We start from the raw sequence: 17,805 nt of genomic DNA on the forward strand, positions 1-17,805 counted from the left end.
GGCCTCCTCAACTCGCCGCAGCTGAGAGCGGCGGCAGCCAGGTGTCGCCGGTCCAGCCTTTCTCGTCATAGTCGGCCATGCATTGGTCGACCAGCTCCTCCATCTGCTTCAGCCGGCCGCCGCGCTCGGCGCCCTTCAGCACCTGCAGCCGCACCTCTTCCGGCGCACCGGCATAGTTGAGCTCGTAGAGCGCGTGGCGGCCGCCGAATTCGGTGCCGGTTGCGTCCCACAACAGCTTCATGATCTTGATGCGCTCGACATGGCCCATGTCGTTGGAGCCGCGCACATATTGCGCCAGGTAGCGGTCGATCTCCGGATTGTCGAAATCCCTGGCCGAGGACGGCAGGTAGATCAGCCCCGAGGCGATCACCCGGCGCACCGTGTCGATGACGCGCGGATAGGCCTCCGACATGAAGGTGCGGTAGGAAAGCGCCGCTTCCAGATTGGGCAGCACCGCGCCGCTGGCCCACGGGATCGGATTGTGCGCCATCGCGTTGGAAAAGCTCCAGAACATGTGGCGCAGCGCGATCACCTCGCCGAGCGCCGCCTGGTTGCCGCGGAAGGCATCGCCGCCGGTGGCGCGCAGGGCCTTGGCGAGCAGGCCGCAGAGGAAGTCGAGCTTGACGGTGAAGCGCGTGCAGCCCTGGAAGCAGTAGCCGTGCATGAAGCCCGACGCCGGATGGAAGGACAGGATCTTCTGCGCGTCGCGCAGCACCAGCACGTCCTCCCAGGGGATGAAGACGTTGTCCAGCACCAGGATCGCGTCGTTCTCGTCGAAGCGCGACGACAAAGGATAGTCGAAGGGCTGGCCGACCGTATTGGCGGTCTGCTCGTAGGAGACGCGGCAGAACATCTTTATGCCCGGCGCGTTCATCGGCACGATGAACATCACCGACAGCGACGGGTCCTCGGTGACCGTCGCCGAGCTTTGCGCCAGGAAATTGTAGTGGGTCAGCGCCGACGACGTCGCCACCACCTTGGCGCCCGACACCCAGATGCCGGCATCGTTCTCCTTGGTGATGTGCACGAACACGTCCTTCACGGCCTCGGCCGGCTTGTGGCGGTCGATCGGCGGATTGACGATGGCGTGGTTCATGAACAGGACCGCTTCCTGGGCGCGTTTGTGCCAGGCCAGCGCATTGTCCTTGAACGGGCCGTACCACTCGGCATTGGCGCCGAGCGTGTTCATCAGCGCCGCCTTGTAATCGGGCGTGCGCCCCATCCAGCCATAGGACATGCGCGACCAGTCGGCGATCGCGGTCTGCTGCTGGGCGAGGTCGGCGGCGGAATGGGCGACGCGGAAATATTTATGCGTATAGCCGCCCGAGCCGGTATCGGTCGGCGCGGTCAGCGCCGCCTGCCGGTTGGGGTCGTGCAAGGCGTCGTAAAGCCGGGCCAGCGAACGCGCCGAATTGCGCATCGCCGGATGGCTGGTGACATCGGCGACCCGCTCGCCATTGATATAAACCTCGCGCCCGTCGCGCAGGCTCGCGAGATATTCGGCGCCTGTGAACGGCCGTTTCGTGTCGGCCCGGAAATCTTCCGATCGCATCATGATCCTCCCTTTGATTGGTGGAGAGTAGCCGCAAGCCGCGCGATGGTTTATGGACGAAAGCGATAAATCACTTGGACTTTTTCGGGCCGCCATGAGCCAGACCGCCATTCCCGAATTCTTCGTCTACGGCGAGCCGGCACGGGCGCTCGACGTCGGTTTCCTGCATGTCGAGACGGTGCAGGCGCGCGCTTCCGTGCATCGCGGCCAGGTTCTGGCGCACAAACATCCGCAAATGGCGCAGATCACCTTCTGGACGGGTGGCAGCGGCACCTATCGGATCGAGGACAAGACCTGGAGTTTTTCCGCTCCCACCGTGAGCTTCATGCCGAGCGGCGTGGTGCATGGCTTCGACATCGAACCAGGCACCGATGCCATCGTCGTCTCGGTCGCCGATGCCGCACTCGCGGTGCTCGGCGAGCAGTCCGCGCTGCAGCTCGACCAGCCGGTTTTCGTCACGGGGCGCGGCGAGGGCGCGCTGTGGGAGAGATTGGGTAATACGGTCAGGATGATCCAGGCGGAATATGCCGACAGGCTGCCCGGTGTCGAAAGAATCCTGCCGCCGCTGATCGCGGTGGCGCTGTCGGGCATCGCCCGCCTCGATGCGCAATCGCATGCCATCGCGGTGCCGGCGGCGGTGGCGCTCGGCGGGCGGCTCAGGCGGCTGATCGACCAGCACTTCCGCGAGGACTGGCCGGTGGAGCGCTATGTCGAGGAACTCGGCACCACCCGCCACCTGCTCGACAAGGCCGCGCGCCAGGTGCTCGGCGCGGGCGTGCGCGAGGCGATCGGCGACCGGCGCCTGGTCGAAGCCAAGCGCCTGCTGCTCTTCACCATCCGGACGGTCGAGGACATCGCCTACGAGACCGGCTTCAATGATCCGGCCTACTTTTCTCGCTTCTTTCGACAGGCGGTTGGGGTGTCGCCGGCGGCTTGGCGGAGACAAAGAGTGAGTAGTGAGTAGTAGGTAGTAAACGGAGCGAGGATTGAACAAATGTTCGAACCGAAATTCTACTCATACTCACTACTCATACTCACTACTCACTACTCACTACTCACTACTCACTACTCACTACTCACTTACTCACGCCGCAGCAGCCAACCCCGCATCCAGCGCCTCGCCGATCTTCGCCACATCGGCCGCCGAGATGACCAGCGGCGGCGACAGGATGATGGTGTTGCCGGAGACGCGCAGCATGACGCCGGCCTGGTAGGCGGCTTCGGCCACCACGGCCAATGTCTTCTTGTCGCCCGGCTTCTTGGCGGCGCGGTCCGACACCAATTCGAGCGCCGCCATCAGGCCCTGGTAGCGAACGTCGCCGACCAGCTGATGCTTCGCCTTCAGCGCCTCCAGAACCTTGCCGAGCTCGACACCGCGCACCGCCGCGTTCTCGTTGACGGCGAGCCGTTTTGTCTCGGCGAGCGCCGCCAGCCCGGCCGCGCAGCCAACCGGGTGGCCGGAATAGGTGTAGCCGTGGCCAATGGCGCCGAAGCTCGTCTTGTCGGCCTCGAACACGTCGGCGACCTTGGCGCCGATCAGCGCAGCACCGAGCGGGAAGTAGCCGGACGTGATCGCCTTGGCGATGGTCATGAAGTCGGGTTTCGTGCCGGAGAGCCGCGAGCCGGACCACGCACCGGTGCGGCCGAACCCGGTCACCACCTCGTCGGCGATCAGAAGGATGTCGTGGCGGTCGCAGATCGCGCGCACCAGCGGCATGAAGCTTTCATGCGGAACGATGACGCCGCCGGCGCCGAGCACCGGCTCCATGATGAAGGCGGCGATGGTGTCGGCGCCCTGGAAGGCGATCTCGTCCTCGATCGCCCGCGCGCAGAGCTTCGCCAGCTTCGCCGGGTCGGTCTCGTCGAACGGGTTCCGGTAGGTCCACGGCGCCGGCGTGTGGAAGACGCCGGGCAAGAGCGGCTCGTAGTTGCGGCGGAAATTGGCGTTGCCGTTGACCGAGGCGCCACCGAAATGCGTGCCGTGATAGCCCTTCTTCAGCGCCAGGAATTTCGTCCGGTCGCCTTGGCCTCTTATCTTCCAGTATTGGCGCGCGAGCCGCAGCGCCGTCTCCACCGAATCCGATCCGCCCGAGGTGAAGAAGGCGCGCACCATGCCCTCCGGCGCGAACCAGTCGGTGAGCTCGTAGGCGAGCTCGATCGACGGACCGGTCGAGGTGCCGCGAAAGCCGGAATAGTAGGGGAGCGCATCGAGCTGCGCGGCCATCGCTTGCTTGATCGGGTCGCAGCTGTAGCCGAGGTTGACGTTCCACAGGCCACCGACCGCATCGAGCACGGTGCGTCCCTCGGCATCGGTGACCGAGACGCCGTCGCCCTTCATGATGATCTTCGGCGGCGTCGCCCGCATCTCGGCCGGATGCGCCATCGGATGCCAGATCGGCTTGGCGTTGTTCTCGGTGAGGAAGTTGATGTCACGCATCGGTGGGAACTCCGGTTTCCGATTGGGAGAGGGCAAGGCCGAAATGGCCAAGCGCCTCGGCATAGCTCTGCGCCGGCCGGGCGACGTCGAAATGCACAGTCAGCATGCCGGCGGCGATGGCGCCGTCGATGTTGCGCTGCTGGTCGTCGACGAACACGCACGCGCCGAGTGGCAGCTCCAGCGCCTCGCCGACCATCGCATAGGCGCGGCGGTCTGGCTTGAGGACGTGCGTGTAGGTGGCGTCGACGATCGTCTCGAACAGCGACAGCAGCGGCAGCCGCTGGCGGAAGCTCGTGCCGTAGAAGAGGTCCAGCTCGTTGGAGAGGATGGCCAGCCTGACGCCGGCCGCATGCGCCGTCCGGATCGCCTGCTCGGCCTCCGGCCGCACCACCGCTTGCGGGTCGGCGCCGCGCGCCCGCTGCACGAAGGTCGACATGTCCCGCCAGTCCTCGCCGACCAGCTGGCCGACCTCGCGCGTGCGCGTCCTCCAGTAGTCGCGCTCGCTGATCTCGTCCGCCTGCATGGCCCGCCACAAAGGATCGGAGGCCGGGTCGAACGGGCCGCGCCAGGCAAGCGTGCCTGGCGCCAGGCCCAGCGCCCGTTCGGTCAGCGCATGCGTCTCGAACAGCGTGCGGGTGACGACGCCGCCGAAATCGAGCACCAGCGCCTTTGGCGAAGGACGGCTCATGCGGCGTGCCCACGGCCGGGCGGAACGATGCCCTCGGCGACCCAGCGGTCGAAGATCTCCAGCGCCTTGGCGCAGAAAGCGGCGTCATTGATGTGTTCGGCGATCTCGTGCAGCTCGGCATTGGCAGGGACGCTGGCACGCATCTCCTCGACAAAGGCCGACAGCGCCTCTGGCTCATGCAGCGGCTCGCCTTCCTGGTCCCATTGCTGGATGCCGCCGGCGGGCAGGATGAAGGCGGTCGGGCCGGTCGCCGCGGCGAGCTTCTCGCCGATGGCGCGCGCGATCTCCTTGCGGGTCGAGGCGTCCGAGGTCACCGAGGCGAGCAACCGGTTGTGCGCATGGTAGGGCCGCTCGATGAAACGCGACGGCACCGTTTGCCAGGTCGGGAAATCCACCATGTCGATGGCGCCGGGCGCGACGATCTGCGGGATACCTTGCCGGCCCGCATTCTCCAGCCGGTCGGTGCCGGAATTCACCACCGAGCCGGTGAGCTGGTTGGCGAGTTCCTGCAGGCTGAAATCCATCACCGCGACAAAACCCTTTTGCGCCGCGATTGCCTCCAGCGCCCGTCCGCCCATGCCGGTGGTGTGGAAGACGATCACCTCGTAGCCGCGCTTTTCCAGCTCCGGCTTCAGCCTCACCATATAGTGCAGGCAGCTTTTGCCGAGCGAACTCATGCCGATCCGCGGCTTTGCCGCGTCCGGCTTGACGACGGCCTGCGCGGCACCCACCACCGCGCCGCAGGCCTGCGACAGCACCGCCTTGCAGGCGCTGTTGAGGCCATAGAGCCCGCCGGCCCAAAGGATCATCATCAGGTCTGTGGCGATCCGCTCGGGCGGCAGGAGATGCGAATAGGCGATCGTCGAGACGACGAATTTCGGCACGCCGAGCGGCAGCGCCAGCGCCACGTCGAGCGCAAGGTCGGTGCCCATCGAGCCGCCGAGCGCGATGACGCCGTCGATCTCGCTTTTGTCGTGGAGCGCGCGCGCCAGCCGCGAGGCGCCGAGCGCCATCAGCGTCATCGCCGAGTTCTCGTCGCCGCTGGCGATGATCGCCTCGATCGTCGTGTCGGCGGCTCTGGCCACCGCTTGCCTGTCATAGGCCGGCCGGTAGGGCGGGTCGCCGAGCACGCTGACATCCATCATCACCGCGACACCGCCGACGGCCTCGATGCGCTCGCGCATGAACAGAAGCTCGTCGGCCTTGGTGTCGCCGGTGCCGATAACCAGGATACGGCGTGTCTCCTCCACAGTCAGTTCTCCCTGCAATGTCGTTGTTGTCATGCCTGCTTGCGGCCCGGCAGGCGGCCGAAGAGCCGCTCGCTGATGCCGCGCGCCGCCGCGGCGACGCTGGCGCCGTGGCGCTCGATATCGCCTTTCTGGATCCGCACCCGGGGCGCCGCGACCGCGATGGCGCCGATGGCCAGGCCGTCGGCGCCGAGGATCGGTGCCGCGACGCTGAGCACGCCTTCCTCATAGCCTTGCGAGCCGGTCGAATGGCCGCGCGCGCGGGCGGCGGCGATATGTTCGGCGAGCGTTTCGGCGTCGCCGATCGTGTGGGGCGTGAAGGCCGGCAGCGGTCCCGCGAGGACGCCGGCGCGGACATGCTCCTCGGTGAACGCCAGGAAGGCAATTCCCGACGCCGTCGCATGCAGCGGCAGCACCTCGCCAAGTTGCACGCTGACGCGGTTGGCCTTGGCCGATTCGACGACATGGACCGAGATCAGGCCGCGCTTCGAATATTCCGACAGATGCACGGTCTCGCCGGTCTCGGCCGCCAGCTGCTCGACCACCGGCACCGCCATGCGCAGGAACGGAAACTGCGCCTCGCGCAACAGCGCCAGCCGCGCGATGCCGGCCCCCAGGCGATAGAGCCGCGTGGTCTCGTCCTGCTCCACCAGCCCGTGCTCGATGAGCGAGACCAGCAGCCGGCGCGTCGTAGCCTTGTCGAAGCCGGCGCGCCTGGCGAGATCGGCAAGCGCCGCCTCGGGCGCGCCGCGACCGAGCTTTTCCAGCAGCGAAACGGCTTTGCCTACCGTGCCCATGCAGGTCTGATCCTCCATCAGATACTTAACGTGCGAATTAACTTGACAGCAAGTCGATTCCTTTGCAAGTCTATATTCGAAATGTCGTTGCAAATAGTGAAACGATCATGGCCCGGCAGAAGGCCACGGCATTTCAGGGACACTTGGTTTCCGCGAGCGCGGATCTGGAGGGAAAGATGACCACAATTGAAGCCGGCGAAGCGAACCGGCTAAGGAAGAACAGCCTTGGCGTCGGCGCCATCACCTTCATGGTGATCTCGGCCGCGGCGCCGCTCACGGCTGTGGCGGGTGGCACGCCGCTCGGCATGCTGATGGGCAACGGCGCCGGCTTTGCCGGCACCTATCTCATCGTCACGGTCCTGTTGCTCTTGTTCGCTGTCGGTTACGTCGCCATGTCGCGCCACGTCGGCAATGCGGGCGCCTTCTATGCCTATGCGGCACGCGGGCTCGGCGGGCTGGCAGGCGGCGCGACGGCGCTGATCGCCATCCTGTCCTACAACGCCATGCAGATCGGCGTCATGGGCCTGCTCGGTGCCGCGACCGCCGGCCTGTTCGCCGGCTGGGGCATCGCTCTGCCCTGGTGGGCGTGGAGCTTCATCGCCATCGCCATCGTCGCCGTGCTCGGCTACCGGCAGGTCGACCTGTCGGCCAAGATCCTGACCGTGCTGGTGCTTGCCGAATATGTCGTGGTGCTGATCCTCGACCTGACGATCCTCAAGACGGGCGGCGACAGCGGCCTGTCGGCGGCGCCGTTCAGCTGGAGCCAGATCACCAGCGGCGCGCCGGCGATCGCCATCCTGTTCTGCTTTGCCGCCTTCATCGGCTTCGAGGCGACCACCATCTATGCCGAGGAGGCGCGCGACCCCAAGGTCACCATTCCGCGTGCCACCTATTTCTCCGTCATCCTGATCGGCCTCTTCTACATGGTCACCGCCTGGCTGATGGCGGTCGGCGCCGGCGTCGACAAGCTGCTGCCGGACTTGCAGGGCCTGCAGGATCCGACCACCTTCCTGTTCGGCCTGTCCGACCGCTATTCCGGGACGGCGCTCACCCACGCCATGAGCATCCTGTTCGTGTCGAGCCTGTTCGCCGGGGTGCTGGCGTTCCACAACGCAGTCGCCCGCTACATCTATGTCGCCGGCCGCGAGAAGCTGCTGCCGCAGACCATCGGCGTGACCCATTCGGCGCACCAGAGCCCGCATGTCGCTTCGGTCATCCAGACCGTGCTTGCCGCTGTTGTCGTCGGGCTCTTTGCGGTGCTCGGGCTCGATCCGGTGCTGGCGCTGTTTTCGTGGCTGACCAATGTCGCGACGCTGGGCGTCATCGTGATGATGGCGGTGGCCTCGCTGGCCGTGGTGATGTACTTCCGCGCCAATCCGTCCACCCAGGAAAACGCGCTGAAGACAACCGTGCTGCCGGGGCTGACCTTCATCGCCTTCGTCATCATCATCTATCTGATCGTCATCAATTTCGGCAGCCTGTCGGGTGCTGGCGGCTTCCTCGGCGTGTTCCTGCCGTCGCTGGTGCTGATTGCCGCCGTGGTCGGCCTGTTGCTGGCGAGTGCATTGAAGGGCCGCGATCCGGTCGCCTTCGACAATCTCGGTGTGCCGCTGAAGGATTGAGACAGACAAGGGGCGGCGCCTGGCGCCGCCCCTTCCATCGCAAAGGGAGTGACGGCATTGAGCTTTGCCGACGAGATCACCGTCGAGGCGTTGGAAGCCGATCCTTACCCGATCTATGCCGAACTGAGGCGCAGCGCCCCGGTCGCCTATGTTCCGGCGGTCAACCTCTGGTTCGTCACCCGCTGGAAGGATGTCGAGACCGTCGCCAAGTCGCCCGACATCTTCTCGGCGGTGGTCGGCACCTCGCCGGTCGAACGCTCCTTCGGCAAGCCGACCATCCTGACCACCGACGGCGAGACGCACAGGGAATTGCGGCAGGGCGTCGATCCAAAATATCGGCCGCGCACCGTCGCCTCCTTTGCCGGCGACCTCGTGTGCTCTATCGCCGGGCCCTTTCTCGACCAGATCGCCGAACAGGGCACGGCGGAACTGATGGCAGACTATTTCGAGCCGGTGTCGACGCTCAGCCTGGCGCGCTCGCTCGGCCTCGACGACATCGACATGCCGACCCTGCGGCGCTGGTTCTATGGCCTCGCCCAAGGCGCCATCAATTTCGAGAACGACCCGAAGCGGCAGGAGATCGCCGATGCGATCAGCGCCGAGGTCGGCGCCGCCATCCTGCCGACGCTTGAGCGGCTCGCCCGCGAGCCAGACGACTCGGCGCTTTCGCACATGCTGCATGACTGCATGCCGGATGGGAAAACCCGTCCGATCGATTTCCTGATGCCGAGCATCAAGGTCATCCTGCTCGGCGGCATGCAGGAGCCCGGCCATGGCGCCGGCTCGATCCTTGCCGGCCTGCTCGCCCATCCAGAACAGCTGCGGCAAGTGCTCGACGATCTTGACACCTTCGTGCCGAAGGCCGTCGACGAGGGCCTGCGCTGGGTGGCGCCGATCGGCACCCAGACGCGCCAGACGACACGCGCGGTGGAGATCGGAGGAGCCGTGATCCCCGCGGGGGCGCCGGTCGCGGCGCTGGTTTCCTCGGCCAGCCGCGACGAAAGCCGCTTCACCGACCCCGATCGTTTCGACATCCATCGCGACGAAGGCAACCACGCCGCCTTCGGCTTCGGCCATCATTTCTGTTCCGGCCGCTTTTTCGCGCGCGAGCAAATGTGCCTGGCGCTACGGTTGTTGCTCGAGCGCTTCCCGGACCTGAAACTGGTGCCCGGGAAGGAGCCGATCTTCCGCGGCTGGGAGTTCCGCGCGCCTACCACTCTCAATGTCGCTTTCGGAGCCGCTGCCCAATGATCAGCCAGACCACCATCGACACGCTGCGCAAGGCCGAGGTCGGCGCGCGAAATCTGTTCATCGATGGCGTCCAGACGGCAGCCGCGACCGGCGCCACCTTGCCGGTGATCTCGCCGATCGACGGACGTCCCTTCGCCAGCATCGCCGACGGCAATGCCGCCGATGTCGATCGCGCGGTGCTCGCTGCCCGCAAGGCCTTCGAGAAGGGGTCCTGGTCGCGCGCGGCTCCCGCCTTTCGCAAGAAGGTGCTGACGAGGCTCGCCGAACTGGTCGAGAAGCACGCCGACGAACTCGCCGTGCTCGGCGTGCGCGACAACGGCACCGAGATCGGCATGGCCTACAAGGCCGAGCCGCTGTCGGCGGCCGGCACCATCCGCTACTACGCCGAGGCGATCGACAAGATCTATGGCGAGATCGCGCCGACTGCCGACAATGTGCTGGGCCTGATCCACACGGAACCGCTCGGCGTCGTCGGCGTCATCGTGCCGTGGAATTTCCCACTGATGATCGGCGCCTGGAAGATCGCGCCGGCGCTCGCCGCCGGCAACTCGATCGTCGTCAAGCCGCCGGAAATCGCTTCGCTGACGCTGCTGCGGCTGGCCGAGCTTGCTGCCGAGGCCGGGTTGCCGGAAGGCGTTTTCAATGTCGTCACCGGTCGCGGCGCGGTGGCCGGCGAGGCGCTCGGCCTGCACATGGATGTCGACGCGATTGCCTTCACAGGTTCCGGTCCGGTCGGCCGCCGCCTGCTCGACTATTCGGCGCGCTCCAATTTGAAGCGCGTCTTCCTCGAGCTCGGCGGCAAGTCGCCCAACATCGTCTTTGCCGACGCGCCGGACCTGAAGCAGGCAGCGACCGTGTCGGCCAACGGCATCTTCCGCAATTCCGGCCAGGTCTGCGTCGCCGGTTCGCGCCTGCTCGTCCAGGCGTCGATCTACGATCGCTTCATGGACGAGCTCCTCAAGGCAACCGCCAGGCTGAAGGTCGGCGATCCGCTCGATCTCGGCAGCGACATCGGCGCGGTGTCGAGCGCAGAGCAACTCGACAAGAACCTCGGTTTCGTCACCAAGGCGGCGGAGGAGGGCGCCCGCCTCGTCACCGGCGGCGAGCGCATCCTGACCGAGACCGGCGGCAGCTACATGGCGCCGACCATCTTCGAGAACGTGACGCGGGACATGCAAATCGCCCGCGAGGAAGTGTTCGGGCCCGTGCTCGGCGTCATGCGCTTCGATACCGAGGAGGAAGCGGTGAGCCTTGCCAACTCCACCGTCTACGGGCTGGCTTCCGCCGTGTGGACATCGAACCTGTCGACCGCGCACCGCATGGTGCGCGCCATCAATGCCGGCGTCGTCCATGTCAACACCTATGGCGGCGCCGACATCACCGTGCCGCTCGGCGGCGTCAAGCAGTCCGGCTTCGGCCGCGACAAGTCGCTGCACGCCGTCGAGAAATACACCGACCTGAAGACCGCCTGGATCGCGCTCGGCTGACGGCGGTCTAACGCTGCTGGATCAGTGTCCGCGCCGCATCCGCTCCCGCCGAAAGGATGCGATCCGACAACTCCGTGCCTTCGACCGCGCGGGCCAGTTGCAGCGCGCCGATGAGCGTCGCAAAGACGCCCAGCGCCACGCCTTCCGGATCCTTGCCCGGCGGCAAAGCGGCGGACACCTGGCTCACCAGTGACAGGAAGCGCTCGGTATAGACCTGGCGGGTTTCAGGCGGCTGGCGCGCTATCTCCGGCAGCAGCGCGGCGGACGCGCAGCCCTTGTCCGGATTGTCCCGATGCGCGGCCGACAGATATGCCCCTATGGCCATTTCGGGACCGCCCGAAGCCAACAACTCCTGCATTTGCTGCGACTGGGTATCGAGGGCCGCCGCCACGCTTTCGCGGACAAGTTCCGCCTTCGACTGAAAGTGCGGATAGAAGGCGCCGTTCGTCAGCCCGGCGTCGCTCATGATGGTCGCCAGTCCGGACGCGGCGATGCCGTCGCTTCGAAAGCGTTCGGCGGCGACTTCCATGATCCGGCCGCGTGAGGCGTCCTTCCGGCCCTTTTCATAGCGCATGGCTGCACGTCCTTTCGGCTATTGCATTATGATCATAATGTGTTATTATACTCGTAATTTAATGGGCTGGAAAGAGCCGGCCTTGGTGATCTTGGAGTATGACATGAGCGCGAATTCCGGAAAGACCGCTATCGTGACCGGAGCCTCGTCGGGCATCGGCTGGGCCAGCGCCGAGGCCTTGGCCCAGGCGGGGTTCACCGTTTTCGGGACGAGCCGCCGCGCGGCCGGCAACGGCCCGGAAGGGGTGACCATGCTGGCCTGCGACGTGACCGACGGCGATGCCGTCGCGGCGCTCATATCGACGGTGCTCTCGCGCACCGGCCGGATCGACGTGCTGGTCAACAATGCCGGCGTCGGCATGCTTGGCGGCGCCGAGGAATTCTCGATCGCGCAGGTACAGGGCTTGTTCGACGTCAATCTGTTTGGCGTCGTGCGTATGACCAACGCGGTATTGCCGTCGATGCGGCGGCATGGCGAAGGGCGCATCATCAACATCGGCTCGATATTGGGTCTCGTGCCGGCGCCGTATTCGGCCCACTATTCGGCGGCCAAGCACGCGATCGAGGGCTATTCGGAATCGCTCGATCACGAGGTTCGTGCCTTCAACATTCGCGTCTCCGTCATCGAGCCGGCATTCGTGCGCACCGTCTTCGACCAGAACGGGATCGAGCCGGATTCCCCGTTGCAGGAATATGATCGGGCGCGCGCCGGGGTCGACGCCCTGCTTCGCGATGTGATGCCGAAGGCCGACCGGCCGGAAGTGGTGGCGGATGTGATCGTCAAGGCCGCGACCGATGCCCGTCCGCGGCGGCGCTACACCGCCGGCAAGGCCGCGCGGCAGGTCAGCATGCTGCGCCGCTTTGTCCCCGCCGAGATGTTCGACAAGAGCTTGCGCAAGCAGTTCCGCTTGCCGGTCTGATCAGGCGCAGGGCAGGGGGATGCTCACCGTGCGGCACACCAAAACCACTTTCAGGAAGTTACTGCCATGAAGGCATTCGTTGTCGACAAATATAACAAGAAGGGCATCCTGCGGCTGGCCGAGATGCCGGAGCTGAAGCTCGGGGACAGCGATGTCCTGGTCGAGATCCATGCGGCGGCGGTGAACCTTCTCGATTCCAAGGTCAGGACCGGAGAGTTCAAGCTCATCCTGCCCTATAGCCGGCCCTTCATCCTCGGCCACGACGTGGCCGGCAAGGTCATCCGCGTGGGATCGAAAGTTCGCAGGTTCAAACCTGGCGACGAGGTCTATGCGCGGCCGCGCGATGGGCGGATCGGGGCATTCGCCGAGTTCATCGCCATCGATGAAGCCGACGTCGCCTTGAAGCCCAGCAATCTCAGCATGGAGGAGGCGGCCTCGATCCCCCTGGTCGGTCTGACCGCCTGGCAGGTGCTCGTTGAACGGGCAAAGCTGAGCAAAGGACAGAAGGTCTTCATCCAGGCCGGCTCCGGCGGCGTCGGCATATTCGCGATCCAGCTGGCAAAGCATCTCGGCGCGACCGTTGCGACGACGGCGAGCGCAAAAAGCGCTGCCCTGGTCAAGGGCCTCGGCGCCGATGTCGTCGTCGACTACCGGAAAGACGACTTCGAAAAAATCCTGTCGGGCTACGATATCGTTGTGAACAGCCAGGACGCCCAAACGCTCGAAAAGTCGCTCACTGTGCTCAAACCCGGCGGCAAGCTCATCTCGATCTCCGGCCCGCCGGATCCCGAATTCGCCAGGGAAAAGGGGTTGAACCTGGTGCTGAGGACGCTCCTGCGCCTTCTAAGCCGCGCCATTCGGTCCAAAGCCAGGCGCCGTGGCGTGAGCTTTTCGTTCCTGTTCATGTGGGCGCAGGGCGACCAGTTGGGCAAGATCACCGCCCTCATCGAATCCGGCGCGATCCGCCCGGTTGTCGATCGGATCTTTCCCTTCGAAGCGACCAACGAGGCTCTGGCCTACGTCGAAACGGGACGCGCCAAGGGCAAGGTCGTCATCAAGGTCAGATAGCGGCATCCTGGGCGTGCGCGGCTTTTGGAGCGCGATGCGCTCAGACGGCGATTTGAAGCGTCCCGTAGCGCTTTACTTCGGCCTCGATCTCCCTGACCAGCGTCTCCAGCGCGGGGTTTCGGGGGCTGCGCGCGCGCCTGACAATATAAGCCAGGTCTGGAGGCTTGGGGAATTTGTGGTCGACTATCTCCATATCGGGCTGCAGGTGCCGCTGACTCAAGAGTGCGACGCCGAGCCCGGCGGTCACGCCTGCAATGATCCCGGCTGCGCTGGAGCATTCGAACACGGTCTCGAACACCGTGCCCTCGTCCTGCCCGACGTCCATGCCCCAGCGCCGGAAGAAGCAGTCTTCATCGAAGGACAGGAATGGGACCGGCTTCCCGTTCGACAGAGCCAGGTCGCCCGATTTCACCCAATGCAGCGTCTCGCGAAACAGGAGGATATCGGCGGGCCGGACCTCGTGCTGGAACACCTGGATGATGGCGGCATCAAGAGCTCCTTGGCTGAGCTGCTCCTGCAGGACGAGGCTCATGCGCACATGCGTGCGGACGCTCACCTCCGGGTAGAGCCGGCGAAACCGGCCAAGAATGCGCGAAAGGTCGGTGCAGGTCGTATCCTCGGTCATTCCCAGCGCAATCTTGCCCTGCAACGTGCTTTTCGACAGGCTCAGGACCGCCTCGTCATGGATGCCCAGAATGCGCCGCGCATAACCAAGCAAATCCAGTCCGGCCGTGGTAAACATCGGCGCGTTTGCCTTCCGAGCGAGGATTTCGCAGTCGAGGCTCGCTTCCAGTCTCCTGATCTTGTGGCTGACCGCCGACTGCGACAAGCCGAGGATCTCGGCAGCGCGCGTGACGCCGCCATGCTTCTCGATCGCGACCAGTGCGCGCAAGGCGTCGACATCCAGGCGGCGGCTCATCACTCCAGCCATGACAATCCTCAATCGAAACCAATGCGATACGCCGATTTCTGATCCGGCGACGCTTTTCAGGCAAGCCAGTATGCTGATTTAGCGGCTATTTCATGATCGTATCGAAATTTGTCATATGCAAACGTGCGTGCTTGTCGCCAATAGTCAGCGCCAAAATTGGCCGTGATCCGCTTCTCGGAGCTACGGGCGCCTGACCAAAGAGATCCCATGACGCTCCTGCACAGCAAAGCCCATCGCCTCGTGTGGCCAATGATGGCGACGGCCCTGGTGGTAAGCTGGAGTTCTGGCTTCGTCGGCATCCGCTACACCAGCGAGAATGCCGATGTCATGCTGGTCCTGTTCTGGCGGACCCTGATGTCGGGATTGATTCTTTTGCCATTTGCTCTGCTGATCGGGCCGCGCATAGGCGCACGTGCCCTGGTCGAGCAGATGGTCTTCGGCGTGGCGATGATGTTCCTCTATCTGGGCGGATTCGCGCTTGCCATCGGTCAGCGCGTGCCGACCGGCCTTGTCGCGCTGATTTCCGATCTTGTCCCTCTCGCCATCGCAGCCTTGTCGCAGCCGGTTCTGGGGCAGCGATTGACCGGGCGACAATGGATCGGAACGGCTCTCGGAGTGACAGGCGTGCTCGTCGTCTCGCTGGACAGCCTGGAGCCTCGGGACGGCCCCGGCCTGGGCCTATGTGTTGACAGTCGCTTCCATGATGGTTCTGGCGCTGGCAACGGTGGTGCAGAAGCGGATGGGGACGATCAATATGCCCATCCATCAGAGCCTATGCATTCAATGCCTGACGGCGGCGATCCTTTTCGCCGCCTGCGCCGAAAGGAATGGCGGGCTGATGCCGCCCCTCGATGCCCGATTCGGGTTTGGCATCGCCTGGCTGGTGCTGTTTTCGACCTTCTTTTGCTACAGCACCTATTATGTGAGCCTGCGCCTCTACACGGCCTCGCAGGTCAGCAGTGTGATCTATCTCAGCCCACCGGTGACGATGCTCTGGGGCTGGTCGATGTTCGGCGAGCCGCTTTCGACGGCGATGTTCGTTGGCCTTGCGGTGACACTGTTCGGTGTCTGGTTCACGTCGTCGCGCAGCGCAGCGTGGAAGGACCTGGAGCTCGGTCAGCAGCATATCGGATGATCAGTCGATGACGGCTCGTGCGATCACGCCAGTGTCGATCCAATCATGGACATCAAGGAGGTGAACCTATGAAGCTCACGGATTTCAAAGCCCTGACCTTCGATTGCTACGGCACGCTTATAGACTGGGAATCCGGCATGATCGACGGCCTGAAGCCGTTGACCGAACGGGCTGGCCGCGGCTTGAGCCGGAACGAGATTCTGGAGGCGCACGCCCGGCACGAATCCAGTCAGCAGAAATGGACACCGGGGAAACGCTACCGCGACCTCCTGCCGATCGTTTACAAGCGACTTGCGGAGGAATGGGGTGTCATCGTCACCCGCGAGGAATGTGTGGCGTATGGCGAAAGCGTGAAGGATTGGCCGGCTTTTAGCGACTCCGCACAGGCCTTGCAGTATCTCAAAAGGCACTACAAGCTGGTCATCCTCTCCAACGTCGACAACAAGAGCTTTTCGTTTAGCAACAAGAAGCTCGGCGTGGATTTCGATGCGATCTATACGGCGGAGGATATCGGCTCCTACAAGCCTTCCGACCGGAACTTCGACTATATGCTCGAAAAGCTCGGGACAATCGGGCTCGAGAAGCGACAGATCCTGCACACGGCGGAAAGCATGTTCCACGATCACGCTCCCGCCAACCGGTTCGGCCTGACATCGTGCTGGATCTATCGCCGGCATGCGGATCAGGGCTTCGGTGCCACGATGAACCCCGGCGACGTACCGACGGTGGATTTCCGCTTCGACAGCATGGCCGATCTGGTGAAGGCGCATGCTGAAGAATTGCGGCGTGGCTGATAGCTGAGCCGCCGGGCCGCTATTGCGTGACACCGCGCCCGCAGAAGCGGTCGTTCGACAATGTCCAATTTTGACCAAGGCCGTCGTTCGTTATGACCCGCAAAGGCCACGCCGCCAGCCTCTTCACCCCAGCAAATTGCGCGCCGTGCGCATGAAGATCCTCGATCCGATCGGGATCAGGTCGTCCGGAAAATCATAGTCCGGATTGTGCAGCGCCGGGTAGCGCTCGCCGGCGCCGAGGAAGAACATCGCCGACTTGGCGCTGTGGCCGAACAGGCCGAAATCCTCCGAGGCGCGCATCGGCAGGGCTTCTTCGCCGTGCACGACGCTCTCTTCGTCGAGGGCGCGGCGCAGGTGCTCCACCGCGTCCGGTGCGTTGATGCTGGCGACGAAGATCTCGTGGTAGTCGGAGCTTACGGCAAGGCCATGCCGGCCGGCGATTTCCGCGGCCAGCGCTTCCGCCGCGGCGCAGAGATCCGCCATGCGCTCGTCGCGCCGGGTGCGCAGCGTCGCCCAGACTTCTGCATGAGCGGGCGCGATGCCGAACACGGCTTCGCCCATCTCGGCATGGGTGACGGTCACCATGGAAAAATCGTCGTCGGCGAAGCTGCCGCGCCCGAGCGCCGGCAGCGCCGGCATCAGCTCGCTGATCGCCAGCATCGGCGAGACGCCGGTCTCCGGCATCGAGGAATGCGCGGTCTTGCCCTCCAGCACGATGCGCATGCCGCGCGAGGCGCAGTTGACCACGCCGCTCTTCAGCCGCACCTCGCCGAACGGCACGCCGGGCAGATTGTGCAGCGAGAAGGCGAAATCCGGCGCGATCTCGCCGAAGCGCGGATCGGCGACGACGCCGGCCGCGCCATTGCCGGTCTCTTCCGCCGGCTGGAACATCAGCACGACGCGGCCGCTTGCCGGCCGCTCGCGCCCGAGCTGACGGCCGAGCGCGGCCAGGATCGCGGTGTGTCCGTCATGGCCGCACATATGCGACTTGCCCGGCACCTGCGAGGCATGCGGCACGCCGGACAGTTCCTCGATCGGCAGCGCATCGAGTTCGGAGCGGAACAGCACGGTCGGGCCGGCCCGGCCGCTGTCGTAGACCGCCGCGACGCCGTGCCCGCCCAATCCGGTCAGCACCTTGTCCGGCCGCGTATCGGCGAGGAAGGAGACGACTTCCTTTGCCGTTTTCTCCTCCTCGTTCGAAATCTCCGGCTGCCGGTGCAGCTTGCGCCGCCACGCGGTCAGCTCGACAATATCCCGATTGGTCAGGGTCATGCTTCTTGGCCTCCGATGACGACTTGCTAGC

The 17,805-nt window shown here is 65.0% G+C and carries 15 protein-coding genes and 1 pseudogene; 8 read left to right on the forward strand and 8 right to left on the reverse strand.

Annotated elements, in window-relative coordinates; genetic code table 11:
• Nucleotides 1-7 precede the first annotated feature (7 nt).
• On the reverse strand, nucleotides 8-1,552 hold the full coding sequence (locus EN846_RS05285; protein ID WP_127286815.1) for a 4-hydroxyphenylacetate 3-hydroxylase N-terminal domain-containing protein: 1,545 nt from the start codon (nucleotides 1,550-1,552) through the stop codon (nucleotides 8-10).
• Between the two features lie 94 nt (nucleotides 1,553-1,646).
• Here EN846_RS05285 and EN846_RS05290 point away from each other — a divergent pair, with 94 nt between their 5' ends.
• Nucleotides 1,647-2,516, forward strand: coding sequence for a helix-turn-helix domain-containing protein (locus tag EN846_RS05290; RefSeq protein ID WP_127286814.1), 870 nt, complete (start codon nucleotides 1,647-1,649; stop codon nucleotides 2,514-2,516).
• A 120-nt stretch (nucleotides 2,517-2,636) separates the two neighbouring features.
• On the opposite strand, the gene EN846_RS05295 is transcribed toward EN846_RS05290, so the two are convergent.
• The 4 genes from EN846_RS05295 to EN846_RS05310 are packed head-to-tail and all read right to left on the reverse strand — an operon-like array spanning nucleotide 2,637 to nucleotide 6,721.
• Complete coding sequence (locus EN846_RS05295; protein WP_127392546.1) at nucleotides 2,637-3,989, reverse strand: aminotransferase class III-fold pyridoxal phosphate-dependent enzyme; 1,353 nt, start codon at nucleotides 3,987-3,989, stop codon at nucleotides 2,637-2,639.
• Nucleotides 3,982-4,677 (reverse strand): HAD-IA family hydrolase, encoded by a 696-nt coding sequence (locus EN846_RS05300; protein ID WP_127392547.1) that lies wholly within the window; start codon nucleotides 4,675-4,677, stop codon nucleotides 3,982-3,984. The genes EN846_RS05295 and EN846_RS05300 overlap by 8 nt, the downstream gene beginning before the upstream one ends.
• A complete protein-coding gene (locus EN846_RS05305) occupies nucleotides 4,674-5,960 on the reverse strand; it encodes a Tm-1-like ATP-binding domain-containing protein (protein ID WP_127392548.1) in 1,287 nt (428 codons plus the stop codon). The genes EN846_RS05300 and EN846_RS05305 overlap by 4 nt, the downstream gene beginning before the upstream one ends.
• Nucleotides 5,957-6,721, reverse strand: coding sequence for an IclR family transcriptional regulator (locus tag EN846_RS05310; protein ID WP_135913805.1), 765 nt, complete (start codon nucleotides 6,719-6,721; stop codon nucleotides 5,957-5,959). The genes EN846_RS05305 and EN846_RS05310 overlap by 4 nt, the downstream gene beginning before the upstream one ends.
• A gap of 176 nt (nucleotides 6,722-6,897) precedes the next feature.
• Here EN846_RS05310 and EN846_RS05315 point away from each other — a divergent pair, with 176 nt between their 5' ends.
• Genes EN846_RS05315 through EN846_RS05325 form a run of 3 tightly spaced genes read left to right on the forward strand, consistent with a single transcriptional unit; the run spans nucleotide 6,898 to nucleotide 11,081 of the window.
• The gene (locus tag EN846_RS05315) at nucleotides 6,898-8,343 is read left to right on the forward strand and encodes an APC family permease (RefSeq protein WP_127392550.1); all 1,446 of its coding nucleotides are present in this window, start codon (nucleotides 6,898-6,900) and stop codon (nucleotides 8,341-8,343) included.
• Between the two features lie 48 nt (nucleotides 8,344-8,391).
• Nucleotides 8,392-9,594 (forward strand): cytochrome P450, encoded by a 1,203-nt coding sequence (locus tag EN846_RS05320; RefSeq protein ID WP_245511287.1) that lies wholly within the window; start codon nucleotides 8,392-8,394, stop codon nucleotides 9,592-9,594.
• Complete coding sequence (locus EN846_RS05325; RefSeq protein WP_127394023.1) at nucleotides 9,591-11,081, forward strand: aldehyde dehydrogenase; 1,491 nt, start codon at nucleotides 9,591-9,593, stop codon at nucleotides 11,079-11,081. The genes EN846_RS05320 and EN846_RS05325 overlap by 4 nt, the downstream gene beginning before the upstream one ends.
• Nucleotides 11,082-11,088: 7 nt before the next feature.
• Here the strand turns inward: EN846_RS05325 and EN846_RS05330 are convergent, their stop codons facing one another.
• Nucleotides 11,089-11,655: a TetR/AcrR family transcriptional regulator gene (locus EN846_RS05330; RefSeq protein ID WP_127394021.1), complete on the reverse strand. Its 567-nt coding sequence runs from the start codon at nucleotides 11,653-11,655 to the stop codon at nucleotides 11,089-11,091.
• A gap of 103 nt (nucleotides 11,656-11,758) precedes the next feature.
• Between EN846_RS05330 and EN846_RS05335 the strand changes: the two genes are divergently transcribed.
• Nucleotides 11,759-12,574, forward strand: a complete 816-nt coding sequence (locus EN846_RS05335) for an oxidoreductase (protein ID WP_127394022.1) — start codon at nucleotides 11,759-11,761, stop codon at nucleotides 12,572-12,574.
• Nucleotides 12,575-12,640: 66 nt separating this feature from the next.
• Complete coding sequence (locus EN846_RS05340) at nucleotides 12,641-13,642, forward strand: NADP-dependent oxidoreductase (RefSeq protein ID WP_128346482.1); 1,002 nt, start codon at nucleotides 12,641-12,643, stop codon at nucleotides 13,640-13,642.
• Nucleotides 13,643-13,682: 40 nt separating this feature from the next.
• Here the strand turns inward: EN846_RS05340 and EN846_RS05345 are convergent, their stop codons facing one another.
• Nucleotides 13,683-14,573 (reverse strand): LysR family transcriptional regulator, encoded by an 891-nt coding sequence (locus tag EN846_RS05345; RefSeq protein WP_127393503.1) that lies wholly within the window; start codon nucleotides 14,571-14,573, stop codon nucleotides 13,683-13,685.
• Nucleotides 14,574-14,780: 207 nt separating this feature from the next.
• On the opposite strand from EN846_RS05345, the pseudogene EN846_RS05350 reads away from it, so the two are divergent.
• Both EN846_RS05350 and EN846_RS05355 read left to right on the forward strand, forming a co-directional pair.
• Nucleotides 14,781-15,708, forward strand: a pseudogene (locus EN846_RS05350) (DMT family transporter).
• A 68-nt stretch (nucleotides 15,709-15,776) separates the two neighbouring features.
• Nucleotides 15,777-16,502: a haloacid dehalogenase type II gene (locus tag EN846_RS05355; protein ID WP_127393504.1), complete on the forward strand. Its 726-nt coding sequence runs from the start codon at nucleotides 15,777-15,779 to the stop codon at nucleotides 16,500-16,502.
• Nucleotides 16,503-16,625: 123 nt separating this feature from the next.
• Here EN846_RS05355 and EN846_RS05360 read toward each other — a convergent pair whose 3' ends face one another.
• Entirely contained in the window at nucleotides 16,626-17,774 is a 1,149-nt protein-coding gene (locus EN846_RS05360; protein WP_127393505.1) for an amidohydrolase, read from the reverse strand.
• Nucleotides 17,775-17,805 lie beyond the last annotated feature (31 nt).

The organism is Mesorhizobium sp. M4B.F.Ca.ET.203.01.1.1, assembly GCF_004791025.1.
Classification (GTDB): domain Bacteria; phylum Pseudomonadota; class Alphaproteobacteria; order Rhizobiales; family Rhizobiaceae; genus Mesorhizobium; species Mesorhizobium abyssinicae.

What these genes read in the sequence shown, in the direction of transcription:
- EN846_RS05285 (WP_127286815.1), bottom strand. Translation starts at nt 1,552, where the DNA reads ATGCGATCGGAAGATTTCCGGGCCGACACGAAACGGCCGTTCACAGGC.
- EN846_RS05290 (WP_127286814.1), top strand. Translation starts at nt 1,647, where the DNA reads ATGAGCCAGACCGCCATTCCCGAATTCTTCGTCTACGGCGAGCCGGCA.
- EN846_RS05295 (WP_127392546.1), bottom strand. Translation starts at nt 3,989, where the DNA reads ATGCGTGACATCAACTTCCTCACCGAGAACAACGCCAAGCCGATCTGG.
- EN846_RS05300 (WP_127392547.1), bottom strand. Translation starts at nt 4,677, where the DNA reads ATGAGCCGTCCTTCGCCAAAGGCGCTGGTGCTCGATTTCGGCGGCGTC.
- EN846_RS05305 (WP_127392548.1), bottom strand. Translation starts at nt 5,960, where the DNA reads ATGACAACAACGACATTGCAGGGAGAACTGACTGTGGAGGAGACACGC.
- EN846_RS05310 (WP_135913805.1), bottom strand. Translation starts at nt 6,721, where the DNA reads ATGGGCACGGTAGGCAAAGCCGTTTCGCTGCTGGAAAAGCTCGGTCGC.
- EN846_RS05315 (WP_127392550.1), top strand. Translation starts at nt 6,898, where the DNA reads ATGACCACAATTGAAGCCGGCGAAGCGAACCGGCTAAGGAAGAACAGC.
- EN846_RS05325 (WP_127394023.1), top strand. Translation starts at nt 9,591, where the DNA reads ATGATCAGCCAGACCACCATCGACACGCTGCGCAAGGCCGAGGTCGGC.
- EN846_RS05330 (WP_127394021.1), bottom strand. Translation starts at nt 11,655, where the DNA reads ATGCGCTATGAAAAGGGCCGGAAGGACGCCTCACGCGGCCGGATCATG.
- EN846_RS05335 (WP_127394022.1), top strand. Translation starts at nt 11,759, where the DNA reads ATGAGCGCGAATTCCGGAAAGACCGCTATCGTGACCGGAGCCTCGTCG.
- EN846_RS05340 (WP_128346482.1), top strand. Translation starts at nt 12,641, where the DNA reads ATGAAGGCATTCGTTGTCGACAAATATAACAAGAAGGGCATCCTGCGG.
- EN846_RS05345 (WP_127393503.1), bottom strand. Translation starts at nt 14,573, where the DNA reads ATGGCTGGAGTGATGAGCCGCCGCCTGGATGTCGACGCCTTGCGCGCA.
- EN846_RS05355 (WP_127393504.1), top strand. Translation starts at nt 15,777, where the DNA reads ATGAAGCTCACGGATTTCAAAGCCCTGACCTTCGATTGCTACGGCACG.
- EN846_RS05360 (WP_127393505.1), bottom strand. Translation starts at nt 17,774, where the DNA reads ATGACCCTGACCAATCGGGATATTGTCGAGCTGACCGCGTGGCGGCGC.